At 63.7% G+C, this 22,052-nt stretch carries 23 protein-coding genes; 14 read left to right on the forward strand and 9 right to left on the reverse strand.

All coding sequences use genetic code 11. The annotated features are described in order from the left end of the window. Positions 1 to 65: 65 nt before the first annotated feature. The gene (locus ACV229_RS16460) at positions 66 to 641 is read right to left on the reverse strand and encodes a hypothetical protein (protein WP_448084157.1); all 576 of its coding nucleotides are present in this window, start codon (positions 639 to 641) and stop codon (positions 66 to 68) included. Positions 642 to 1,036: 395 nt separating this feature from the next. Between ACV229_RS16460 and ACV229_RS16465 the strand changes: the two genes are divergently transcribed. From ACV229_RS16465 to ACV229_RS16530, 14 genes are all read left to right on the forward strand, one after another. Then, entirely contained in the window at positions 1,037 to 1,753 is a 717-nt protein-coding gene (locus ACV229_RS16465) for a type IV secretion system protein (protein WP_448084158.1), read from the forward strand. After that, positions 1,750 to 2,637, forward strand: coding sequence for a TrbG/VirB9 family P-type conjugative transfer protein (locus ACV229_RS16470; protein ID WP_448084159.1), 888 nt, complete (start codon positions 1,750 to 1,752; stop codon positions 2,635 to 2,637). Before ACV229_RS16465 ends, ACV229_RS16470 begins: the two co-directional genes overlap by 4 nt. Before the next feature lie 8 nt (positions 2,638 to 2,645). Then, entirely contained in the window at positions 2,646 to 3,902 is a 1,257-nt protein-coding gene (locus ACV229_RS16475; RefSeq protein WP_448084160.1) for a TrbI/VirB10 family protein, read from the forward strand. Continuing rightward, complete coding sequence (locus tag ACV229_RS16480; protein ID WP_448084161.1) at positions 3,895 to 4,704, forward strand: transglycosylase SLT domain-containing protein; 810 nt, start codon at positions 3,895 to 3,897, stop codon at positions 4,702 to 4,704. The genes ACV229_RS16475 and ACV229_RS16480 overlap by 8 nt, the downstream gene beginning before the upstream one ends. Beyond that, complete coding sequence (locus tag ACV229_RS16485) at positions 4,701 to 5,981, forward strand: hypothetical protein (protein ID WP_448084162.1); 1,281 nt, start codon at positions 4,701 to 4,703, stop codon at positions 5,979 to 5,981. Before ACV229_RS16480 ends, ACV229_RS16485 begins: the two co-directional genes overlap by 4 nt. 14 nt (positions 5,982 to 5,995) lie before the next feature. Then, entirely contained in the window at positions 5,996 to 6,403 is a 408-nt protein-coding gene (locus ACV229_RS16490; RefSeq protein ID WP_448084188.1) for a lytic transglycosylase domain-containing protein, read from the forward strand. 2 nt (positions 6,404 to 6,405) lie between these two features. Continuing rightward, the gene (locus ACV229_RS16495) at positions 6,406 to 6,948 is read left to right on the forward strand and encodes a TcpQ domain-containing protein (RefSeq protein ID WP_448084163.1); all 543 of its coding nucleotides are present in this window, start codon (positions 6,406 to 6,408) and stop codon (positions 6,946 to 6,948) included. Between the two features lie 5 nt (positions 6,949 to 6,953). Beyond that, positions 6,954 to 8,576, forward strand: coding sequence for a type II secretory pathway protein (locus tag ACV229_RS16500; RefSeq protein WP_448084164.1), 1,623 nt, complete (start codon positions 6,954 to 6,956; stop codon positions 8,574 to 8,576). A gap of 5 nt (positions 8,577 to 8,581) precedes the next feature. Next, entirely contained in the window at positions 8,582 to 9,910 is a 1,329-nt protein-coding gene (locus tag ACV229_RS16505; RefSeq protein WP_448084165.1) for a hypothetical protein, read from the forward strand. Positions 9,911 to 10,001: 91 nt separating this feature from the next. After that, positions 10,002 to 10,478, forward strand: a complete 477-nt coding sequence (locus ACV229_RS16510; protein ID WP_448084166.1) for a hypothetical protein — start codon at positions 10,002 to 10,004, stop codon at positions 10,476 to 10,478. After that, entirely contained in the window at positions 10,475 to 12,736 is a 2,262-nt protein-coding gene (locus tag ACV229_RS16515) for an ATPase, T2SS/T4P/T4SS family (protein ID WP_448084167.1), read from the forward strand. Before ACV229_RS16510 ends, ACV229_RS16515 begins: the two co-directional genes overlap by 4 nt. Beyond that, positions 12,733 to 13,866, forward strand: a complete 1,134-nt coding sequence (locus ACV229_RS16520; RefSeq protein WP_448084168.1) for a type II secretion system protein — start codon at positions 12,733 to 12,735, stop codon at positions 13,864 to 13,866. Before ACV229_RS16515 ends, ACV229_RS16520 begins: the two co-directional genes overlap by 4 nt. A 16-nt stretch (positions 13,867 to 13,882) precedes the next feature. Then, positions 13,883 to 14,476 (forward strand): type 4 pilus major pilin, encoded by a 594-nt coding sequence (locus tag ACV229_RS16525; protein WP_448084189.1) that lies wholly within the window; start codon positions 13,883 to 13,885, stop codon positions 14,474 to 14,476. A gap of 10 nt (positions 14,477 to 14,486) precedes the next feature. Further along, complete coding sequence (locus ACV229_RS16530; protein ID WP_448084169.1) at positions 14,487 to 15,764, forward strand: hypothetical protein; 1,278 nt, start codon at positions 14,487 to 14,489, stop codon at positions 15,762 to 15,764. A gap of 691 nt (positions 15,765 to 16,455) precedes the next feature. Here the strand turns inward: ACV229_RS16530 and ACV229_RS16535 are convergent. The 8 genes from ACV229_RS16535 to ACV229_RS16570 form a co-directional block, all read right to left on the reverse strand. Further along, positions 16,456 to 17,502 (reverse strand): CAP domain-containing protein, encoded by a 1,047-nt coding sequence (locus ACV229_RS16535; protein ID WP_448084170.1) that lies wholly within the window; start codon positions 17,500 to 17,502, stop codon positions 16,456 to 16,458. A gap of 96 nt (positions 17,503 to 17,598) precedes the next feature. Further along, positions 17,599 to 17,760, reverse strand: a complete 162-nt coding sequence (locus ACV229_RS16540; RefSeq protein WP_448084171.1) for a hypothetical protein — start codon at positions 17,758 to 17,760, stop codon at positions 17,599 to 17,601. Between the two features lie 5 nt (positions 17,761 to 17,765). After that, entirely contained in the window at positions 17,766 to 18,131 is a 366-nt protein-coding gene (locus ACV229_RS16545) for a hypothetical protein (RefSeq protein ID WP_448084172.1), read from the reverse strand. Positions 18,132 to 18,141: 10 nt separating this feature from the next. Beyond that, positions 18,142 to 18,318 (reverse strand): hypothetical protein, encoded by a 177-nt coding sequence (locus tag ACV229_RS16550; RefSeq protein ID WP_448084173.1) that lies wholly within the window; start codon positions 18,316 to 18,318, stop codon positions 18,142 to 18,144. Beyond that, positions 18,305 to 19,507 carry a FlhC family transcriptional regulator gene (locus tag ACV229_RS16555; protein ID WP_448084174.1) on the reverse strand — a complete coding sequence of 401 codons (1,203 nt, stop codon included), beginning with the start codon at positions 19,505 to 19,507 and terminating at the stop codon, positions 18,305 to 18,307. Before ACV229_RS16555 ends, ACV229_RS16550 begins: the two co-directional genes overlap by 14 nt. 50 nt (positions 19,508 to 19,557) lie before the next feature. Then, positions 19,558 to 20,811, reverse strand: coding sequence for a hypothetical protein (locus ACV229_RS16560; RefSeq protein WP_448084175.1), 1,254 nt, complete (start codon positions 20,809 to 20,811; stop codon positions 19,558 to 19,560). A gap of 227 nt (positions 20,812 to 21,038) precedes the next feature. Further along, the gene (locus tag ACV229_RS16565) at positions 21,039 to 21,599 is read right to left on the reverse strand and encodes a nuclease-related domain-containing protein (RefSeq protein ID WP_448084176.1); all 561 of its coding nucleotides are present in this window, start codon (positions 21,597 to 21,599) and stop codon (positions 21,039 to 21,041) included. Positions 21,600 to 21,605: 6 nt separating this feature from the next. Further along, the gene (locus ACV229_RS16570) at positions 21,606 to 21,731 is read right to left on the reverse strand and encodes a hypothetical protein (RefSeq protein ID WP_448084177.1); all 126 of its coding nucleotides are present in this window, start codon (positions 21,729 to 21,731) and stop codon (positions 21,606 to 21,608) included. Positions 21,732 to 22,052 lie beyond the last annotated feature (321 nt).

A 22,052-nucleotide genomic window follows, 5' to 3' on the forward strand; every position in this document is an offset into this window, starting at 1 on the left:
CGTACAGCTTCGCGCCATTGTGGTTGGCTTCATGCCAACTTTTAAGAAGGTGCGTTCGCCAGGGTTCAAGGTTTCCTGCGGGCGAGCGATGGCAGGAACGCGTGGATGAGCGATTCCAGCTCCGATAGGAGCGGCACAATTTGATCAATGTTTGGCGAATCGATTCGCACGTATCGCCGGTTTCCACCGAGCGACAGACGAACCCGAATGGCATCTTGGCGAGGTACATGGCCGGTGAGCAGAATTGACCTGACGTCCTCTGCCGATGTGCCCTTGCGGATCGACACAGCCCGGTCGATTACTGCTTTGGTTCCTAGTTGGCGAATCGTGAGTGTGATCGCGCTCGACGTCCGAAAGGAAACGTGTTTCGGATCACTAAAAGATTCAATTACCTCTTGGGGAAGCTGGGCCGCACGAACGGATCGCGACACGATTGATTTCGAAACACGCAAGTCTGCCGCGAGTGTCGCCTGACTCGTCCACAACCTCTTCGTGAGTCCGCTCAGATAGAACTTGCCCATTGTGACTGGGGGAGCACCAGCCGCCCTGAGTTTATCGTGCGCCGCGATCGCCGATGACCGGTCGCTATATTCCACGATTGTGTCGTTGGGCGAATTGTTGCTGATTTTGGCGAAATCCATGAGCACGATGTCGATATTTTAATAATTGTTGCGAGTTGTGAAACAAGACCCTCAACCGGTTGAGGGTCTTGAATTTTCTGTAAACGAGCAAGAATGCTTCCAAGTAAATGATTTTTCAGAGAATTTACGATGTCTGAATCAGCTCAAGCGTTAGAGGTCGCGTGCAACGCGTGCAACAGTCGACGGTATACGGCTTGAGGAAATTGCAAGACTCAAAAGAGGCATCATTTTCGTGAGCTTTCCGGCTGAAGGCCATCAACCGGTTGCACGCTCTGGGCGGCCATGCTTCGTCCGGGGAGGTCCGCTGGAAAGCCGGTCAAAATCGCCCCTCTTTTGCCGGGATCCGCTGTTTCTCGGGCTGTTTCAATTGATCCGGTCCAATTGGAACAACCGCCATGCGTTTCCCCCGTTTCTTCCCGCGAAGCAAGAAGCAGGTCGCCTTGTCGCCTGCGCCCGGGTTCTACTCGAACGAAGATCCTGAGCAGGTCATCTTCGATCAATCCACGCGCCTGCGCGTGGAGGCGAACCACTGGAAAACCTTTTGCTTCATCCTTGCGTTCGTCGCGGGCGGGGCAGTGTATACGCGCAATCCCGCACCGTCAGTCGTCAAGGCCTATGGCGTGTCGTCCGATGCGGGCGGCCACCCGGTGGTCACCCAGCTGACCGCATACAACCCGGACGACCAGACCAAGCGCACCTCGCTGCGCGAGAGCGTCGAGCGCTGGTTCACGATCGAGCCGGTCCTGACCGACGACATCCAGAAGTCGCGCATGGCGAAGAACATCAACGCGGTCAAGAACCAAATGACGGGCAACGCCCGCAATCAGTTCGGCGACTGGCTCGGTACCGACAAGCCCTTCCAGCAAATCACGGCCAATTCGAAGCTCGTTCGCGAAGTGAAAGTGACGAACGTGTCGCTGCTGGAGGATTCCACCGCCGTTGTCGAATTCACGACGTCCACCACGCAGTCCCCGTCCGACAAGCCGGTCGTCCAGCGCTTTGCGTTGACGATCCGCTACCAGATCGTCCCGCCGGCGCAGGAAGACGCACTCGGCTCAAACCCGTTCGGGATTTACTTCCCGTTCTTCACACTGCAGAAGACCGCGGCATGATTCGACCACGTACCTTCCAATCCTGGGGCGCGCTCGCGCTTGTCGTACTGGCCGCCCATGCGTCCGCCGCAAAGCCGGCGTCGTCATCCTCGGTGACGTTGCCACCGGCGCCGAACTTCGACGTCGGCAGCATCATCGGCGATCCGATGAGCCCGGTGAACCCATATAACGCGGGCACGGATCCGATCACGATGCCCGGCGACGCGCGCATGGCGGTGTTTCCGTACAGCCGCGACCAGATTTTCCGGATCATGACCGCGCCGCTGAAGCTGACCACGATCGAGCTGGCGCGCGGCGAAATCCTCAACGCCGATCCGGCGATGGGCGACTCGATCCAGTGGGTCATCGATACAGATGGCGCGAACCACGTGTTCATCAAGCCGACCAAGCCCGGACTGGTCAACACGCTGCATCTGACCACGAACCAGCGCGAGTACGACATGACGCTCGTCTCGTCGCCGGTCGGTGGCTTGTTCTATCAGACCGTGCGGTTCAATTACCCGAATTCGTTGATGGCGAAGGTGCGCGCGCGCTCCGACGGTGGCGCCGACAGTAGCGAGGACAACGGCAGCCGGCACGCCAACGACTCGGGGCCGATCGGCGTGTCGCCGGACAAGCTCAATTTCGACTACACGTTGTCCGGGTCCAGTGCGATCAAGCCGGAAGCCGTGTTTGACGACGGCAAGTTCGTCTGGCTGCGGCTGCCGCCGAACGCGCCGTTCGCGGTGCCGATCGTCAGTGACCACGGCGACATCAGCAGCCCGAACTTCATTCGTCGCGGCCAGTACATCGTGATTCAGCAGCTGGCTGAGGAGATCACGCTGCGCGCGGCGTCCGAGGAAGTCACGGTCAAGCGCGGGCGTCGTGGCCTGTTCGGCTTCTGAGGCGCGTCATGGCGAAATCGAACGAGTCCCTGTCCTCCGACCAGGCGGCGATCGTCAAGGGCAAAGTGCCGCGTAATGCGCTGATTGCCGTTGGTGCGATTGCGGCGCTCGTGATCGGGGCGATCGGCTTCTATTACCAGATGCAGGAAAGCCGTAAGGCGGACGCGGATGCCCACGAGCAAAAAAAGGCGAGGGCGGCTGAAGTCGTCGACAAGAGCAACCGGACGGAGGACGTCGACAAGATCATCGCCGACCAGCAGGCGGACGCTCGCCGCGCGGCCGCTGCCGCGCGCGCCGCGTCTGCAACGGCGGCCAGCGAGCCGCGTCCGACCTTGTCGGCCGACGCGCTCGTGCCGACGGCGCCGGGCGGGGAAGTCAAGGCCAAGTCCGATGAGGACGCGATCTACGCGTCGCCGGTGTTTCGGCCCGGCGTCAAGGCCAAGGACGCCACGCCGCAGCAGGCGTTGCCGAATGGCCTCGTCACCCCGCAACAGATGATGCTGCAACAAGCGGCCGCTCAGGATGCGGCGATGAACGCGGCCAACGTTCAGGCTGCGCTCGCGGCGAAGGCCGGTCAAGGCGGGAGCCCGATGACGTCGCAGCAGCGCGACACCGAGTTCATGAAGTCGGCTGCCGCGGAAATCGACAACGGGCGGGACTTCCCGCGCACCGGCTTTGTCGGCCGCGCGCGCGGCTGCACACTGTCCCCGCCGGCGCATATTCCGGTGCTGTCCGTCGAGGGGCTGAACTCGGATCGTCCGGGCACGGCATCGCTGGTCGTCGAAAAGGACGTGTACGACAGCATCACCGGCACCTGCCTGATGATCCCCTGGGGCACGACGATCACGGCGCCCTATAGCTCGGATATCCAGCCGGGGCAGGAGTCGATTCTCGTCGCGGCGACGGAAATGCGACTGCCGAACGGCAAGCACGTGCCGCTGTATGGCGCGCAGGGGGCGGACGCGGACGGCACGGCCGGCTTTTCTGGCCACGTCAACAGCCACTTCCTCAAGATCTATGGGACGTCGTTCCTGACGGCCAGCCTGCTGCGCCGGTTCGACGGCGGCGAGTCGACCACGACAACCGGCCCGCTTGGCGTCACCCAAGTCGGTAGCACCGCCGGTCAGGTTGCCGCGCAGACCGCTCAATCGGTGCTCAATCGCTACCAGAACATCCCGCCGACGATCACCTCGAAGCCCGGCGAGCGCCACTTCATGATCAAGGTGAATCGCGACATCACGCTGGAGCCGTACCGCAATGATTAAGCGACTCCTTCTTATTGCACCCCTGGCGCTCGGACTCGCGAGTGCGCACGCGGTGCCCCGGATTTCGCAGGTCATCAGCCCCGCGAGCTTCGTGATCTCGAACGGCAAGACCCGCGAGGTCGCGAACCTCGCGGGCAAGCCCGTGTACTACTGCGGCCTCACGCCGTTCATCGAATGGGCTGCGCCGCTGGTCGGCCAGCCGGTGCGCAGCACGCCGGAAGCCGGCATCACGATCACGATCGACGAGCGCGATGTGCGGCTCGCGCAGCTGCTCGTTGCGCGGGGCTGGTTGCAGCCGCCGATGCTCGACGATGACGCGCAGGCCGCGATGACCGAGCGCCGCGGTGGCTGGGCCTGTGCCAATGCGGTGACGCCGTTCGACTTGCTGTTTACGAGCGTCGATCCGAAGGTGCTGGCGGGCATCGCGCTCAACGAATCCGCGTATGGCGGTCGTGCGTGGCCGTGGACGCTGAACGTGGCGGGCCAAGGGTACTTCTTCAAGACGCGTACCGAGGCCTGCAAGGCGATCGAGATGCTGCTCGCGCGCGGCCGTTGCGACTTCGACGTGGGCCTGATGCAGGTGAACTGGTGCTATCACGGCAAGCGCTTTGGGTCGGCGTGGGACGCACTCGCGCCGGCGACCAACATCCGCGTCGCCGAAGCGATCCTCAACGAGAACTATGCCCGCACCGGCTCCGTTGAGAAAGCCATCGCGTACTACCACAGCGCCAACCCGTCCCCAGGCCGCGCGTATCTCGCGCGGTTCGTGCGGCACCTCAACCAGATCGAAGCTGCTCGATGAAACGCGCCCTCACTCAACTCGCCTGCGTCGCTGCTGCGTTCGTCTGGAGCGCGTCGACCCATGCGTCCAACACCGACCCGTTCGACTTCGACTACGAGATCCTGGGTGGGATCGCCGAGCGGCCGGCCCTGATCTTCAACGATGGGGCAAAGACGTACCTCCAGCCGCGCGCCGGGCAGGTGATCACGGCCGACGGCGGGCATAGCGAAGGCCCGTACGTCGTGATCGACGGCACGCCTCAATCGATTAGCTACAAGGTGGGCGGACGTGCGGCGACCGCGCGCTGGAAGAAGGCCAACACCTTCATCGGCGGCACCGGGGCGCCCGCCGCACTGCGCGACGATCAACCTGCTGGCTTCGACGGCTTCACGAATCGACTGGTACTGATCGGCACGCACGGTAGCCTCGAACCGGTGCGCCAGCTCCACGCGTCGATGCCGGTGGCGAATGTCGTCAAGGCGCTGGTGCCGCAAGGTTGGACGGGGTCCGCGCAGAAGGACGTGGACCTGACCGGCAACACCGCATTCGCCACGCGCGACGGCGAGAACTGGATGCAGGCGCTCGACCGCCTGATGACGCAAACCGGGCTGTACGCCGACGTCGATTTCGGGACGCGGCATGTCCGCTTGCTGCGCGATGCACCGAAGTCGGCTGCACTGAACTATGCGCCGGGCGAGCACGGCGCCGACGAGGCCGGCCTGGCTGCGGTTGTCGCGCGCGTTGCCGAGCCGCCGGCGACCGTCTCGCACCTGGCCGAATACTTCGGCGCGCAGGCGATCCGGGATGGCGACGACACGCACACGCAGATTCGATTCGCTGCGCGCCCGGGCAAGGACGTGACGTTCCTGACGCCCGACGGGAAGACCTTGCACCCCGGCTGGGACGGCACGACGAACGTGATGACGATCGACCGCGCCGCACGCTTTGTGGTGGCCGACGCAACTCATCGTGTCGAGGTCGTGCGTGAAGCGAAGACCGTGTACGACTTCGACGCGCCGAACCGCGCGCATCTGGAAGACGTGTTCGATCGGGAAGGCCAGACGTATTTCAAGTTCGCGGAGTCGGTGGTGCAGGTTCGCGTGACCGATGCGCGCCAGTTGGACAGCGGCGAACAGAAGGGCCGGTATTACAAGTTCGACGGCACCCCCGATCAGTACATCGTCACCGCCGACGGCAACACGGTCAACGTGAAGCGTCGCCACGACGTCACGTACCGGGAAGGCGCACCGGCTCCCGCGAGGACGACGGCGCAATCGAGCGGGGGCAGCGCATCGTGAAATTCCATCGCTTGATGGTCGCGCTGGTCACGGCTGGCGCGGCGCATGCCTGCTACGCCGACTGTATCGACGACGCGGCCGCCTATCAGCACGTCAATGCGCGGCTCGTGCGTGCGATCGCCCAGCACGAATCCGGCATGCGGCCATACGCGGTCAACCGCAACACCAATGGCAGCGAGGACATCGGCCTGATGCAGATCAACTCCGCATGGTTGCCGACGCTCGCGCAATACGGCATCCGTCGCGAGCACCTGTTCAACGCGTGCGTGAGCGCCTATGTCGGCACGTGGATTCTCGCGTCGAACATCCGCCAGTTCGGGCCGAACTGGAAAGCGGTCGGTGCGTACAACGCCACCTCGCCGTCCAAGCAACTGGTGTACGCCAGCGCGATCTACCGCCGTCTCATGCAACAGGGGCAATAACCATGCAGCTTACCGTCCAGACGCGCGCGGTCGTGCGCGTTCTCCTCACCGTGGCCCTTGCCGGGATGGCGATCGGCTCGCGCGCGGCTATCGAACCGAAGGCGTCCGCATCCGCCGACGGCTGGCAACTTCTGAGCGCGCCGACCCAACCGGTCGCGGCGACCGCCGCGACCGTGAGTGTCTCGGGCGCGCCGACGATTCCGGGCGCACCGGCGGCCAGCACGGGCGTCGCAACTGTGGTGCTGGCAGGCGCTGGAAGCGTGCCGGCCGCAGCGCCAGCTTCGCTGACGCTCTCCGTGACGCCGCAGGACGTCAATCTGCGCGATGCCCTCGATCGCTGGCTGCAAACGCAGGGCTGGCAACTCGCCTGGAAGATCGACGACGACCTGCCGCTCGAATTCAACGCGAGTTTCACCGGCGATTTCACGTCGATCCTCGAGCAGGTGATGAAGGCGACCAATCACATGCGCACACCGACGCGCGCGTGCCGCCATACCAATAACGTGATCCGCGTCATCGCGCGCGCGGGCAACTGCCAGGACTGAGAACCATGCGCATGCACCTTTTGAAGTCCGCCATCGCGATTGTGGTTACCGTGGCGATGGCCGGATGCGCCGTGTCGCAACACGACGTCAACGCGAGCTACGACGCCGCGCAAGGCACGATTACCGACGCGCTCGGCAAGGGGCCGGCGTCGATGCCACTCGTCGAGGACGTGCCGACTGCCTTCCTCGGCGACCGTATGGTGCCGCTCGCCTATGAGGCGACGCTGCCCGCGGTGTTCCGCGACAAGACGATCACCTTGCCGGCGAACCTCGGTATCAAGCAGATCGCGACCGCGGTGTCGAACGCGACCGGCTACCCGGTCCACCTGAGCCCGGACGTGTTCGTGCCGCGCGACGCGCTGGTACCGCGTGCCGGATCGGGTGACAGCAAAGGCGGTGCGCAAGGCGGCGGGACCGGCAAAGCCTCGGAAGAGCCCGTTTACGCGCAGGCGTTCTCCGGCAAGGTCGGCCTGTACCTGCGCGGCATGTCGTCGGACCTCGGCCTCGACTGGTCGTTCGACGGCTCGCAGATCAACCTTTCGCGCTTCGTCACGCGCATGTACCAGATCGCCGCGATCCCCGGCAAGGTGCACATCAATTCGACGATGAGCAAGGGCATGGACACGTCGACCGGCAACCAGTCGGGCGGTGGCAGTGGCGGGAGCTCGGGCGGCAATACCGGCTCGTTCTCCGCGCAAACCTCGACGGGGCGCGATGGCACGTTCGACCAGATCGAGTCGATCACCAACGAGCTGAACAACCTGAAGTCGCCGATGGGCCGCGTCAACGTGAACCCGCAAAGCCGCCTCGTGACCATTTACGACACGAAGGATGCGGCCGACAACATGGGCAAGCTGCTGCAGCGCGAGAACGCGATCTCGACGCGCCAGGTCGCGATCACGGTGCGCACGATCCAGATCGCCCTGAACAAAGGCACGCAGGCGGGTGCAAACGCGGACGTGGTCTTTAACGCGATGCACGCGGGCCTCGCGCGCTACGCGGTCAGCTTCACGTCGCCGACCTCGTTGTCCAGCGGTGGTGGGGCTGTCGGTGTGTCGGTGCTGAACCCGAACGCGCCGTTCACCGGCACGAACGCGGCGATCAATGCCCTGAACCAGTACGGCCGCACCGTTCAGGACAATACGCTGACGAAGCTGACGCTCAACGGCCTGCCGGTGTCGGTCGCATCGTTCCAGAGCGACGACTACCTGCGTTCGACGAGCCCCTCGTCAGGGAGCCTGACGGCGACTTCCGGCGGGGTGCCGGGCCTGACGCCGGGCACGATCACGACCGGCGACTTCGTGAACATCCTTCCGGCGGTCAACGACCACAACCAGATCGTGCTCGCGTACTGGGCGGACAGCTCGAAGCTGAACGGTCCCTTCACCAGCGCAGGAGTGGGTTCCGGCCAGACGCAGCAACAGATCCAGCTGGCGCACACGATCGGCAGCAAGGATGACCAGACGATCGCGCTGGCCGATGGGCAGACCGTCGTGCTGTATGGCGCGATCACCGACCATGCCGACAGCACGACGAACGGCGGGATCGGCGGCATCACGGGCAGCTGGAACAAGTCGAAGACGTTCCAGATCATCATGCTGAAGGCGACGGTCGTGCCGTCGATGTGAGCGCCATGATCCACATCACGGAACCTCTGCCGTCGGACAAGCATGCCCGACTCGTGTTCGGCCTGGACTGGCGCGCGTACCCGATGAAAGGCGGCGACGCTGAGCGGCGTCGCTATGCCGACGCGTTCGGTGCCACGCACTACGTCGAGTACAAGCTCGGCAGCGAGCGGATCGGCGGCTTCGCGATGCAGGACCGCACGGACCTCAAGCACGCCCGTCTTTACTCCGGTGCGGCCCGGATCGCGCTGCATGATCGCGTGAAATCACGTCCGGCAGCGCTGGTGCTGCTTCAGGACGGCCAACGCGTACATGCCGTCTACGTGGTGCGGGGGGCAGTACGCAGCGACGAGGTGCTGTCGCTCGAAGACGCGCAACGCCGGCGCCTTGCAATCGAGCAGGCATGTTTGCGCGGCAATCTCGAACTGATCACCCTCGGCTCGGGCGCGCAACTGGGCGATGTCGACGAGCCGTTTCAGGCGAGCGAGTTACTGGCCGCCCGCAAGATTGGCCGGATTGCCAAGCTGCCGATCAGCATCCCGGCCGTGATCCCGCTGATCGTGCTGGTCGGGGCGGGTGTGTTCGGCGCGACGAAGCTGATCGATGTGCTGTCGCCGCCGCCGCCGCCGCCCCGGCCGCCAACCTTCCAAGAGCGCTATGCCGAGGCCGTGCATTCGGCCTTCGCGCGACCGATGCCGCGCGCCTCGGCGCTGGCGCCGGCCTTGCTCGACGCGGTGGGCCGGACCGAGTCGGTGCGCAAGGGCTGGCAGGTGCAGGTCACGGACTGCCCGGCGATGGGTCACTGCACGATCACGTACGGGCGCCAGGGCGGCAGCTTCGCCGACTTTCTGACCGACGCACCTTCTTCCATGCAGCCGATCGTGCTCGCGCGTGACGGCAAGGCGCTGACCACGCAGGGCCCGGCCGTGCCGAGCGTCGCGCCGGTCGCCGTGAAAGAGGCGAAGCAGTGGCCGAGCGAGCAGGCGCTTATCGACCGCTTGCAGACGCCGGCGCAACGCATGTCGAGCGCGCTGGTCGAGATCCGTGCGTATGGCTATACGGTGCAGATCGACGAGCCGAAGCCGTTGCTTTCGTTGGCGGGCGTGGAAGCCAGCGAGGCGGGCCCGCATCTGATCAAGCAAGGCACCTGGATCATCGAAGGGTTTCGCTGGCAAGCGCCGTTGCTGGCGAAGCTGCCGCCGAACATGGCGCTGGAGAGCCTGAAGGTCGAACTCAAGTTGCAGGGCGGATCGGGCAGCGCGAGCCGCAACGATCTGGGCGATACGCCGTACGGCGTCCATTTCACCGCGAAGGGCAAATTCTATGTTCTGGATTAAACGCACGCTCGTCGTGGCGTGCGCCGGTGTGGCCGTCACGGCCCACGCGGACACCGCGACACCGCATCTGAACCTCGACGACATCGACCAGATGGCGCGCGCGAACATCGTTCGCCAACTCTCGGGCAACACCGCTGCGCCAGGGCCGCAAACCGCGCTGCCAGGCGCAGACGCTGCCGCGTCCGGTGCGTCCGGTGCGTCCGGGGCGACCGGCAAGCCGCCTTCGCCACCGATCGCGAAGCCCGTGAATGCGCGCCCGTCCGCGGACCCCGTGACGTTCGTTGGGGCCTTTCACGACGAGACGGGATCCTCGGTGCTGTACGAATATCGCGAGGCGATCTATCCCGGGCACGTCGGTACGACGCTGCTTAATGGCTGGAAAGTGACCGGTGTCGACGGATTCTCCGTGTCCGTCAGCGACGGCAAGCGCAAGTGGAAAGAACCGATCCGCAGTGCCGCGCCGGCCTTGTCGCCGTCGACGAACGCCGTTCGCTCGCTGATCGACCTCGGCGCACCGCTGCCGCCGGGCGGCTCGATGCCGGCCATGCCGATGGGAGGGCCGCGATGAGCATGTTTCAGGGTACGGACGCGCCGGCCGAACCGAAGCGCGGTCTGTTCGCGCGGATGAAGGCGATGACGTCGGGCTTCGTCAGCGCGTCGCCGTCGGCGATGCCGATCGTCGGCAATACCCCGGTCGATGGGAAGGCGCCACCGGAACTGCGCGAGCCACGGTTCAAGACCACCAGCCGACCGAGCAAGCCGATTCCGCCGGTGGCCGATCGGCCGATGATGGGGGGCATGCGACTGCGCATGATGCAGGCGGAATTCGCCGATGTGGAGGCCATCGATGCGGTGGCGCTCGCATCTGTTGTCGACGACAAAGCGCCGAGCACGGCCACGAGCATCCCCGCAGGCGCGCCAGTCGATGCCGACGAGACGGCCCCGACCCACTACGCGGTCGAACCGCATGCGTCGCCCGTGGAGGTGGCGCAGCCAGCCGCCGCTGCGCATCCGATGGCCGACCGCGTTGACGCCGCGCCTGATGCCGGGTATCCGCAGGCGGTCGCGCCGCATGATGCGCCACACGCGACGCCGGATGAGTCTGCGCACAATGAGCCGACGTTGCGCCGGATCGGCCTGGATTCCATTGAGTCGCCGTTCGCATCGATGGAAACCGGACTGCCGCGGCTGGTGTCCGCCGACGCGATCGCATTCAAGCGCGTGCTCTGCCAGCGCGGTGCGGATGCCGCGCTGCGCATTACCGAGGCCGCGCGTCGCGAGTTCATCGCGGTCGAATTGCAAGCGGGCATCGCGACGGTCGTCGCAACGCAGCGCTTTCACGAGAGCGAGCTCTATGCGACGTACCTGAAGGACCTGGCGCGCGCCCACATCGCCGTGCAAGAGGAAATGGTCGCCGCAGAAGACGTGATCGCCGCGCTGTACGCGAAGGAACAGCGCTCGCCGTCCGTGATTCCTGAAACGTCGCGCGCGATCGGCGCGTTCCGCGACGTGATCGAAGCCGCGACCGGGTACGGGGCAAGCGATTCGCATTGGGAATACCGCGACTACGCCGAGGAGGTCGAGCTGCGGTTCCGCGTTGACGGCGTGCTGTACTCGTACCGCAAGATGCCGAAGGCACTGGTGCGGCGCGCGCTGTCGGCCGCGTATCAGGATCTCGTCCAGCGCAACACCAACTCGGGCGAAACGTTCCAACCGACCGCGCCCCAGTCCGCGATGATTCCGCTGGCCGCATACACGGACATCGTCAACATTCGCTGGCAGAGCGCACCGCTCGTGGGTGGATTTGACGTCGGCCTGCGACTGCTCGACGGCAATTTCCGCCACGTGAACGTGCGGCTGCCGCAGGACATGGGCCTCGAGCCGTCGCAGCTTGCGATCATCGATGCGCTCGGTCATGTGAGCGGTGGCGTGACGATCCTGACCGGCGAAACCGGCTCGGCGAAGACCACGATGCTGCGGGCGCTGTCCTACATGCTGCCCGATCGCGACGTGAAGAAGCAGTTCGCCGTCAATGAACCGTCTGAAGTGCCCGCGCCGTGGCTGTCGGACATTTCGATCCAGCGTCGCCCCGGCGAGTCCGACGAGGAAGCGAACCGGAAATCGGCCGAGGTGATCCGCACGCTGATGCGAATGGACCCGGACGATGTGACGGTCGGCGAAATCCGCGACGCCGTGGTCGCGTCGCTGGTGGCGGAACTCGCGCTCACCGGCCATCCGGTGCGCACCACGCTGCACGCGGACGACATCATCGGCGCGGTGATGCGCCTCGTGGGGGGCCGCCTGCGGCTCGCGATGGATGAGGTCGCCTCGGAAAAATTCCTGAACGCGCTCGGCAACCAGAAGCTGATTCCGCTGCTCTGCCCACACTGCAAGCGGCCGGCGCGCGATGTGCTGCCCGCGTCCAAGCTGGCGACGCTCGAAACCAAGTTTGGGCTCGACACCTCGGCCATGGCGTGCCGCAACGACGACGGCTGCGCGCATTGCCGGCGTCCGGGCCTGTTTACGCGCACGGGCAAGGTCGCGGCCGGCATCAAGGGCCAGACGCTCGCGATGGAGCTGTACCGTCCGACGCCGGAATTTCTCGACCGCGTGGCCGAGCGGGACTGGCGTGGTGCGACGCGCGTGTACCGTACGAGCCGCATCTCGGGCTTCGGCGACGCGGACATGACCGGCAAGACGGTGTACGAGCACGCATTGTACAAAGCGGCTTGCGGGATCATCGACCCGCGTTTCATTGACGAGTCGATGCGCTCGTTCGACACCTACCGTGTCTATCCGGACCGGGACGGGAGGATGCCGTCGTGATCAAGGCGCTGGTCTATTCGTTTTTCATGGCGTTGCCGGCCGGCGAGCGGTTGAAGCTCGCGACGTGGCGCTTCAGGAAGATGCGCGAGATGTTCTATCGCGAGACGCGGCTGGACGTCGCGAAAAAAGGGCTGCGCAACAGCGAGACGCTGGTGGAGCGCCTGACGACGCTCGAACAGCGGCACTGCGCGCGGAAGAACGCGGTGTGGGTGGTGTTCCAGAAGATCGCGCAGCGCATGCAGGCCGGCGACGACTTCGCGACTGCGATCAAGCCGTTCATCCCGAACGACGAATACGTTCTGCTCGATCTGGCGGGCCAGTCGCCGCGCGACGACGCGGCGGTGCGCGGCCTCGAGCTTGCCGAGATGGCCGCGCACGCGAAAGGCGTGCTGTCGGCGACCACGTCGTTGCAGATGGCGTATCCGGCCTTCCTGCTGATGTACCTGTACGCGACGTGCGTGCTGTTCGGCAGCGAGATCCTGCCGCAGACGCTCGACATCAAGCCGCTCGAGCAGTGGTCGGCGTTCGGCCGATTCGTTTATGTGGTTGACACCTTCTGCGCCGATTACTGGTGGCTGAGCGCATCGATCGTCGCGTCGATCGTGGTGGGCTACTTCCATACGCTCAAGCGCTGGACCGGTGCGCTGCGCAACCGCCTCGATGCGATGCCGTTGATGTGGCGCAATCGCCGGGATCTGCGCGCGGCCCTGCTGATCGTGTCGTTGGCCGGCCTGTTTGACTCCAACCTGACGTTGCGCGCGGCGCTCGACAAGCTGACGGTCTCCGCCGACCCGTGGCTCAAGTGGCACCTGAGGCGCATGAGCGCGCGGCTGACCGCGCGGCCCGAGGAGCCGATGCACGCGCTCGATACCGGGATCTTCTCGGAAGCGACGATCGACATCATGACCGACGCGGCGAGCCGCGACCAGTTCGTCGAGTCGATCAAGGATCTCGGCCAGAACTCGCTGAATCGCGTGGTCGAAACCGTGCGCCGCAACGCGAAGATCACCCACTACGTACTGATGCTGTTTGCCGTTCTGATGTTCATCACCCTCGGTCTGGGCTCGTACGTCTCGACCGGTGCTGTGAGCTTTGACAACACACCGACCCAAGCCTCGAAAACTTTCTGACTACAAGGAAATAGCCATGAGCAAGTTGCCGTCGATTCACGACAAAGATTACTACCGCCGCATCGCCCGTCGCCGCAAGCAGAGCGGTGAACTCTCGATGATTGAAGCTGCCGCAGTGATGGCGGGTGCCGCATTGCTCGCGCTCGTCGTCTACCAAGGCCGCGGGTATGTGATGGATCGCATCCACGCGCATCAATTCAAGAGCGAGGCGCAGCTGTTCGTCGCCGGGATTCAGGATGCCACGCAGGCCGACACGGACTTCTCGGCCGAGACGCTGACGACGCTCGCGCAGAACCACGCATTCGATTCGGCCGGTAGCCGGATCAACGTCGCTGGCGGCACCCTGACGGGTCTGTTCGGCGGGGCGGTCACGGCAGCGCCGAGCACGGTCACGACGGCGAACGACGCGATTGCATTGACGTATCCGGTCCCAGCGACGGTGTGCGCGCTGACGGCGGGCGCGATCGCGGGCGCTTACTCGATGGTGAAGATCAACACCACGACCGTGGCGAGCCCGACCGTGACCTTTAGTGACACGGCGGCGGGAACGGCCTGCGCGTCGGCCGGGGCGACCGCGACGATGGTGATGTACACGACGCACGGCAAGTAAGGTCCGCGCCATGTTCAGCATCATTGAGATGACGGTTGTCCTGGTCGCTGCAGCCATGCTGACGGTGGTGAGCATCAAGGATGACGTGGCCAAGCGCCGGACCGAGGTGCTGACGGCGGAGGGCCAAAATGAAGGCGTGCTGTATCAGGCCTTGGTGCAGTGGGTGACGGACAACTACACGTCGCTGGTCTCGCAGCTGGTGGCGCCCGGTCCGACGTCGGTGACGCCGCCTACCCTTGGACAACTGCAATCGGCCGGTTACCTGAAGACGACGTACGCGTCCGGACCCTACTGGGGCGGCACGTACAACGTGGCAATGAGCGTCGGGCCGGCCGGCTGCGCGAGCGCACCCGGCGGCTGCCACGTGAGTTTCACGTTCTATCCGTCGAAGCCGGTGACGAGGAATGGTCAACCCGATCCGGTCGGCGCGAGCATCGTGGCGCAGGCGGCCGCCACGGGGTTCGGGTTCTCGAAGGCGCAAAACTCGGCCACGGTGTATGGCCTGAATGGTTCCTGGACGGCGGCTAACCCGGTGCCGGGCACGCCGCCCGGTGTCGTGTTGGCGGTGAACGGGCCGTCGACGGACGGGAACTCGGTGTATATCCGGCGCGATGGTTCGTTGACGTGGACAGGGGACCAGAACGCGAACGGCGTCAGCATCAACAACCTGAAGAACGTGACTGCCACGGGGAACATCAGTGCGGCAACGGCGAATCTTCAGGCCGGCAACGCGCTGAACATCGGCGGTGGCGCGATTTACTACGGTGATTCGACTAACGCAGCGATACGCACCGGGACACTGTATGTACAGAACCAGGGTGGATCGGCGCCAGCACCGATTGTGACCGGCGACAGCACCACGAACGGCAATAGTATCGTGACCGGCAATAGCACCGTGCAAAACAACTTGTACGTGTGGCAGACCATTACCCCCGGTCGGGCCGCGTGGCCGCGCGGGTGGTGCCCGACGAATGGTGCGGCCGCCCAGAACGCCGATGGGCGCGGCCAGTGGCTGTCGTGTCAGGACAATGTGTGGTTGCCGATCGGCGGCACCGCGCTGCGCTACAACTACTACGTCGTCCAGAACGGTTGGAGCGTGCCGACGCCGCCCTGCATGATGGGCGGCACGCCGCAGATCGTGGCGACGCCGCAGAACATCTACGTGGATCCGACCGCGACGTTGAATGTCACGACGTCCGGTTCGGGGCCATGGACGGTATGGATCACGGATGGCAATGGCAACGGGATGGGCGGCAACGTCGTCGTGGAAACCTACTGCGCGTATTGACGGGAGAAATCGAGGTGAAGGCTTTGTTCAGGGCGTTGATGATGCTCGCGTGCTGCCTGCTCATGACGACGCACGCGGAGGCGGCACCGGTGCGGTGTTCGTGGGGGTATCAGGATTCGTCGTGCGTGACGCCGTTGTGGAATGCACCGATTCCCCAACCGCAGTGTCAGTCCGGTGCGGGGTGGACGACGGTGTCTGCGTCGGTCTGGCAGGGATCGCGTTGGAGTACGCCGCAATGCAACTATCAGGCGCAGCCGACTTGTCCTGCTGGCTACGACACAGTTTCATCGTCTTCATGGACGGGCTCAAGTTGGACTCAGCCCACGTGTACACCGCACGTAACGCCGCCGCCCCCGGTTCAGCCCCCCGCAACACCAAATTGGGCACAGATCTGCAATAGCGCCGTCGCAGCTACCCCACCGTATTCCGTGGCGTTCGTGAATAGCGACTTCGCCCCCTACACGTTCGGCACTGGAGTTGCGACGATGATGGCCGGTCGTTGGGGTACAGGACCCAGCTATGTCTCTGGTGACTATTCAGGAAACGACTGGGACTTCTCTTGTGCGGTGAGGATCGACAACGGCACTGTCTATCAACTTCAATCCTGGCCAGTGTCTGGCTACACGGGCGGTTAAAAGCAAAAGGCGCCCAAAAATTGGGCGCCTTTGAGCTTTCAGAGCCGACGCGCTGATTAGCCGACCACGTTGCCCGTCGTGAAGCTGAAGCTGCGCGAAAACGCCGCGCCGTTGACTGTACCGTTAAGCGTCACGCTGTACGTCGTGTTCGGTGACAGGGGCGAGGTCGGGTAGGCAACGGCTTGGTACGTTCCGACCAGTTTGTTCGGGTCGGTGTTGGCGTTCAGCACCTGAACTGCCACCGCTCCGGATGGTCCCGACACGGACGCGGATTGCAGGATGATGGTGTCGGAGAGATTACCCATCACAACGATCGGCGTCCCCCAGCCCGAAGTCGATACGTTCGGAGGAGTAGGAATTTCGCCAACTTCGCGGTACGGAACACCGGTCACACCATCACACGGGAACGTCTTGGGACCGTTCTGCATTGCTTGCGTGCTTGTGTTGTAGAGACTGATCGACTGCCACGATTCGGTATAGGTGTACGAGCCGGAAGTCGTTTGAGTTTCGTACTCGCCAAAACCGGCGTTATCGACCGGGAACGTTGAAACGACCGCGTGGTAAGCGCCACCTAACAGCGAATAGACGAACTGCTGCCCCGCGAGAGTTGCATTGAAATTGCTTGTAAATACGGCATTCCCGGCTCCGCTAACCCCGATTCCAAGTGCACCACTCGGAAAGCCTGCCGCGATCGCACGATCAATGTAGCCGGCCCCCGTAAAGCCTTGACTGCCGGATGCTTCGGTATCCGTCACTGCGCCATTGAGTCCCATGTATTTTGCATGGTTCTGGGCGGCCTGATCGAGCACGGTGTTCTGTTTGAGGGCGGGGAAGCCGCATTGCGTGCGGTACTGGTTCAGCAGGTTGAGGGCTACCAATTGTGCGCCGCCCGCCGGATATTGCGGGCTAACGAGCGTACCGGGCACGGCGGCCGACGTCGATCCGCTGCCCGACGAGCCCGAATTGCTGCCCGACGAGCCGGAATTGCTGCTGGTCGACCCCGTGGAGCTACCGCCACCGTCGCCGCCACCGCCGCAAGCCGCGAGCGTCAGAAGCGCCGCCACTGACAGGGCTGAAAGGCTCATGGTCGTGATCTTCTTCATTACTTGTTTCCTCGTTTTGTTGTTGGGCGTGCCGGTTGCACACCTTAATTTCATCGTACCGGGCGAGTCGCAAAGTCAAGTCGTCACGGCGGGGACCTAGGTTCCTTGAGGCACGGCCGGGCCAAGAAGGCGCAGATTGTAGTTATCGGCCAGTTTCTCCATGGCTTGAATCGCGAATACCAAAAAAAGCCCGCCGTTTGGGCGGGCGAAGCACGAGATCGATGCAATGGCGTGGAGCCGCAGTCGGTCGAGGAACATCCCGATCAACTCGCCTTGCTTCGTCTCCGATGGACGATCCGCAACCCCACGAAGGCCGTCACGAGTGCAACACCGGTGGCGCCGGGGGCCTGAGCCGACATCACCGGCACAAGTCGTCCCGCCACGTACAGGCAAAACAATGCGATGGCGACCTTACCCATCCAAGGGGCGCAGAGCAAGGCGAGGAATGGGGACGCCCGGCGCGCAGCCCATCCCACATAGGCCTCGTTGACCTGCTCAAGATCGAACCCGTCGGCGAGACGCGCGCGCTCTTCCTGATAGAAGCGCTCGTATCGCTCGAAGCGGCCATCGCCGCGGCCGGATAGCCACGCGGCGTTGCTCTCGGTGCAGAGGTAGGCAAAGTCTTCCATCGTCCGGTGCTCAGTGCGCCCAATCTGCTACCCACGGTATCGCACCGATGGCGTTCGGGATCAGCCGGCCGTCGGCCTCGGCACAATACTCGTTCGTTTCCGGATTGAACCACCCAAACTGGGCGCGGCCGTCCGAGCTGAGCACCACCAGCCCGGCGGGCAACTCCGGGAGCTCAGTGTTGTCCATCGGATACTCGACTACGGCTGCCGCGACGCTTCGGCCCAAGCTGGTTGTTGCAGGCGGGGCAGTCGAAGCTCTGCTGCATTTCGATTTTCGCGTCGTTGTTGCTGACGACGTAGTGCGTCCGGCACATGCGGCACGGTGCGATCGCGAGCCGGGTATCCGCGGCCATGGCGCGCGTCAGGTTGCAGCCGCGATCCGCCGAGATGGCGCCGGCCCCGTCGAACAGTTGCTCGTAGACGTCGTTGGTCGCAATCAATGCTTCGGGACCGTTCGCGCCGGCGGCCAGCGCGGCACGGTACAGCCACGTGAAGATCGTTGCATGGAGCCGGTTGTGCGGCGTCTCCACGAACCACGGGAGGGAGGTCGGGAGATTTCCGCATGGCGAACTGGTGCCGTGCATTTCGACGTAGCGCTGGCGCATCGCGTTCTGGTTGAGTCGGAACAGCGATGAGACCGTCGACGCGCGGCACTTATACGCCATCAGCGCGTACGCGTACATCTCGTTCTTCTCGCGCGGCTGTCGCAGCTCGCTCCAGGCGGACCCGCGCGGCATCTCGCCTGTTCGGATCGGCGAGGTTTGCATGACGTGATGCGCGACCATCTCGTCCGTCAGCGTCTTGGCCGTGAACTGATACCAGAACGTCGGCGTGTTGAAGCGCCAGCGGAACAGCGGCAGGCCTTGCATGCGGTGCAGCGCGAGACGCAGCTTGTACGGCGGCACCGACACCAGATAGTTGGCGAGCTCGGTCGTGATGCCCAAGAGCGGGGCAGCCAGCACGTTCATATGGATGACGCTCGTGATCAAGTCCACGAAGATGCGGTTGTGGTGTTCGATCATCGAGAGCGCCAGCGCCTTCAACTTTGGCATCTTGCGGCGCAGGTCGTCGACGGCGAGCGTCGTCGGCGTCTCGTCGATGAAACAGCGCCAGTCCTCGACCGTCTCCAGCGTCGGCGCGATCATGAGAAACGGCGTGCGCAGCAGGTTGCGCAACGACGGAGCGTTGTGCTTGAAATGCTCGATTTCCTTGCGCTCGACGCAGAGGATCTCGTTGAAGCGGCCGTCCTCCTGCAACAGCCAGATCATGTGGTCGACTAGATCGAAGTTGGCGATCTGGATACGATTCGTGAGCCAATCGGGTACGTAGTGGCGTTCGACGGACCGGTACGTATCCCGGGCGGTTTTCTTATTCATTGCTGGTGTTTTCTCGAATTGCTATCACGGGCGTCAACGCGCCCGGGCACTCAGGCTGCACGGGCGGCGGCTTGCACCTCGCCGCCGAATTTTGAGATCAGGTCGGCAAGCGCCTGGAACAAATTTTTGAATCGCACCGGATTCCCGCCGGCCGTCACGAGCAATTGCGCACTGTGGTAGTCCTGGACGAATGCACCGAATTTTTCGATGAGGCCGCGCACCTTCGTTTCCAGTGCCGCGCTGGCTTCGATCGCCGACTGGTGCTGCTTGGCCTTCTCTTCGAGCGCATTCAATTCGCCGGTCTTTTCGTCGAGGCGCGCGGTGACGTCGTTCAATTCCGCCAGTTTGGATTGGAGCGCATCGGACAGGTTTTTGTAGGCATCCGGGACGGTCGGCACTGGCACCTTCTCCTTCGGAGGATTGGCGCGGATCTCCGTCAGCTCGCGGCTCATTCGCTCGACTTCGCGTTCACGATTGGCGAGCTCGTGCTGCAGCGTGCTGACCTGCTTGCTGACCGACGCAAACTCGACCGAGGTGGCTTCGGCGTTTTCTCGTTCCTGCGCCTGCTCGAGCCGCACGGCTTCGAGGGACTTGGTCAGCCGTTTAATTTCGAGTTCCGCGACGTCCAGTCGACCGACGGTCGTCGTCAGATCATTGGTCACGGCATCGATGCGGGTGTTTCTCTCCGCAAGTTGATCGCGGTAGTCCGCGATCAGTTGCTTGACATCGCGCTTGGACAGGTCCGGGTTTTCGCGTCGCGCATCGATCACCATGTCCACGACGTCGTCGCCAATGCCGTTCCCGACCAACAGCGCCATGTCGCTGTGCGTGAGCATCTCGATCGCGCCAATGTTATTGGAGAATTTCTCGTAGCAGCGAATGTACAGCCGGACTGACGACTTGGACTTGCGGAACACGCGGGTCAGGTACCCGTAGACAAGCTGCTTCGCTCGGCTGTGAACGCTCTTCGTATCGCCTTGTTCGGTCACGTAGTGGCCCAACACGCTCGTCAGGATGTGGACGAAGTTACCGCCGATCCGCATATGCTCCTGCAGGATCTTGCGGGTCGAGTGCGCGACCTCCTCGCTTTCCTGAACAATGGTGCGGATCAGCGCGTCGGGCAGCCCGGCAAACATATCTCGGGCGACGTCGCGGAGTTCGCGCTGGCTCGGAATATGGGCGAAGGTGGCCGACAGATCGAAGTCGTCGACCTCGTCATCGGACAGCTCCGATGAGTTGTCGGGAACGGTCGGGTCGAAATCCTCGTCGGAGTCGGGCTTCTTTGGATGCTTCTTCGAGTTCATTATTGTCTCCATATAACCAGTCAGCCGCGCCGACCGGATCCTCGGAGGCGCAGAGACGAAACCACAAATGCGAGTAGCGGGGTGGCGAACCCCAGAATACGCCGCGTTAGTTTTCCGCCAGGGTGAAAAGCTGCACGAAATCACCCCGCTTTTAGGCGGGTCCTGAGTTTGTTACAGGAATAAGTCATTTCGGCATTTTTTCCCGATTCTTTAGGGTGCGACCCTATTTAAACTAAAAAGTACCGACCGCGCTGTCGACGATCCGCCAGAGCGGTCTCGTCTCCCATGCCGATACAGAGACGCTGGATCGCGTCCCATGCCGCCTGCACGTTGATGGCGGGCCTGCCGGATTTTTCGAACTGCTCCTTTTTTGCGCGCATCCAGTGAGCCAGGTCGTTGACCCGAATGAGCGCCAGCGGCAGATCGGGCGAAAGGGCGCACGCGCCGTTGGAGAACACCCCGACACCGTGGATGTCCCAAATGGCGGGCAGCATCGCGCGCAGGAACGCGACCTTCGCGCGGTTTTGCGCGAGCGGTGAGCGTCGCTCCTCGAGCTTGCCGTCAGGCCAGTGACACAGGAGACTGGTTGCGTCCGCACCCGGTGCGATCCGGCCGGACCAGTTCTTCGTCTCGATCACAACGATGCCGAACGGCGTCACGACAAGATGATCGACCTCGGCCGTCGGGAATGCCGTGCCGGGTGCGTGGTGGAGGAGCACGGCACACGGATGCACGTAATAGTCGTTGCCGCAGAGCCGCGGCAGGACGGTCCGGAATTCGGACAGCACACGGGCTTAGCCGATGTCGCCCGATGCCTCGGCGCGCGTTCTCGGCATGGCAGGACGCTTCGCGACGACTGGACGGCGGAACGCGCGATAGGCAAACCAGAGAACAAAGACCAGAAGGACGGTAGCAGACATGGCGAGCGCCATAAGAGTGGATGACACTTCCAGTCTGCCGCCGCGATCCGAAAGTCAAGTCGCGCGAATCCCGAAAAGCGATACGTTTTTGTGGAGCTTTTCGCCTGAAGGGGCTCAACCGGTTGAACTGTGGCTGCCCGCGCGCCGGCAATGTCCGTCCGTCGCCAAAGCTATACGCGATTGGCGAGCATTCACGCCGAATCGCGGCCGCGTCCGCATTACGCTTGGACTATCTCGCGTTCCCCCGACGCATCGACCTTCGTAGCTGACGGGCTACGTCCATCCGCGATTTCTCGCGCCTGTCCCCTCCCATCGACGTTG

This window comes from Burkholderia sp. MR1-5-21, assembly GCF_053427715.1.

Excerpts from the sequence above, each read along its gene's own strand:
- ACV229_RS16460 (WP_448084157.1), bottom strand. The coding sequence starts at position 641 with ATGGATTTCGCCAAAATCAGCAACAATTCGCCCAACGACACAATCGTG.
- ACV229_RS16465 (WP_448084158.1), top strand. The coding sequence starts at position 1,037 with ATGCGTTTCCCCCGTTTCTTCCCGCGAAGCAAGAAGCAGGTCGCCTTG.
- ACV229_RS16470 (WP_448084159.1), top strand. The coding sequence starts at position 1,750 with ATGATTCGACCACGTACCTTCCAATCCTGGGGCGCGCTCGCGCTTGTC.
- ACV229_RS16475 (WP_448084160.1), top strand. The coding sequence starts at position 2,646 with ATGGCGAAATCGAACGAGTCCCTGTCCTCCGACCAGGCGGCGATCGTC.
- ACV229_RS16480 (WP_448084161.1), top strand. The coding sequence starts at position 3,895 with ATGATTAAGCGACTCCTTCTTATTGCACCCCTGGCGCTCGGACTCGCG.
- ACV229_RS16485 (WP_448084162.1), top strand. The coding sequence starts at position 4,701 with ATGAAACGCGCCCTCACTCAACTCGCCTGCGTCGCTGCTGCGTTCGTC.
- ACV229_RS16490 (WP_448084188.1), top strand. The coding sequence starts at position 5,996 with ATGGTCGCGCTGGTCACGGCTGGCGCGGCGCATGCCTGCTACGCCGAC.
- ACV229_RS16495 (WP_448084163.1), top strand. The coding sequence starts at position 6,406 with ATGCAGCTTACCGTCCAGACGCGCGCGGTCGTGCGCGTTCTCCTCACC.
- ACV229_RS16500 (WP_448084164.1), top strand. The coding sequence starts at position 6,954 with ATGCGCATGCACCTTTTGAAGTCCGCCATCGCGATTGTGGTTACCGTG.
- ACV229_RS16505 (WP_448084165.1), top strand. The coding sequence starts at position 8,582 with ATGATCCACATCACGGAACCTCTGCCGTCGGACAAGCATGCCCGACTC.
- ACV229_RS16510 (WP_448084166.1), top strand. The coding sequence starts at position 10,002 with ATGGCGCGCGCGAACATCGTTCGCCAACTCTCGGGCAACACCGCTGCG.
- ACV229_RS16515 (WP_448084167.1), top strand. The coding sequence starts at position 10,475 with ATGAGCATGTTTCAGGGTACGGACGCGCCGGCCGAACCGAAGCGCGGT.
- ACV229_RS16525 (WP_448084189.1), top strand. The coding sequence starts at position 13,883 with ATGAGCAAGTTGCCGTCGATTCACGACAAAGATTACTACCGCCGCATC.
- ACV229_RS16530 (WP_448084169.1), top strand. The coding sequence starts at position 14,487 with ATGTTCAGCATCATTGAGATGACGGTTGTCCTGGTCGCTGCAGCCATG.
- ACV229_RS16535 (WP_448084170.1), bottom strand. The coding sequence starts at position 17,502 with ATGAAGAAGATCACGACCATGAGCCTTTCAGCCCTGTCAGTGGCGGCG.
- ACV229_RS16540 (WP_448084171.1), bottom strand. The coding sequence starts at position 17,760 with ATGTTCCTCGACCGACTGCGGCTCCACGCCATTGCATCGATCTCGTGC.
- ACV229_RS16545 (WP_448084172.1), bottom strand. The coding sequence starts at position 18,131 with ATGGAAGACTTTGCCTACCTCTGCACCGAGAGCAACGCCGCGTGGCTA.
- ACV229_RS16550 (WP_448084173.1), bottom strand. The coding sequence starts at position 18,318 with ATGGACAACACTGAGCTCCCGGAGTTGCCCGCCGGGCTGGTGGTGCTC.
- ACV229_RS16555 (WP_448084174.1), bottom strand. The coding sequence starts at position 19,507 with ATGAATAAGAAAACCGCCCGGGATACGTACCGGTCCGTCGAACGCCAC.
- ACV229_RS16560 (WP_448084175.1), bottom strand. The coding sequence starts at position 20,811 with ATGAACTCGAAGAAGCATCCAAAGAAGCCCGACTCCGACGAGGATTTC.
- ACV229_RS16570 (WP_448084177.1), bottom strand. The coding sequence starts at position 21,731 with ATGTCTGCTACCGTCCTTCTGGTCTTTGTTCTCTGGTTTGCCTATCGC.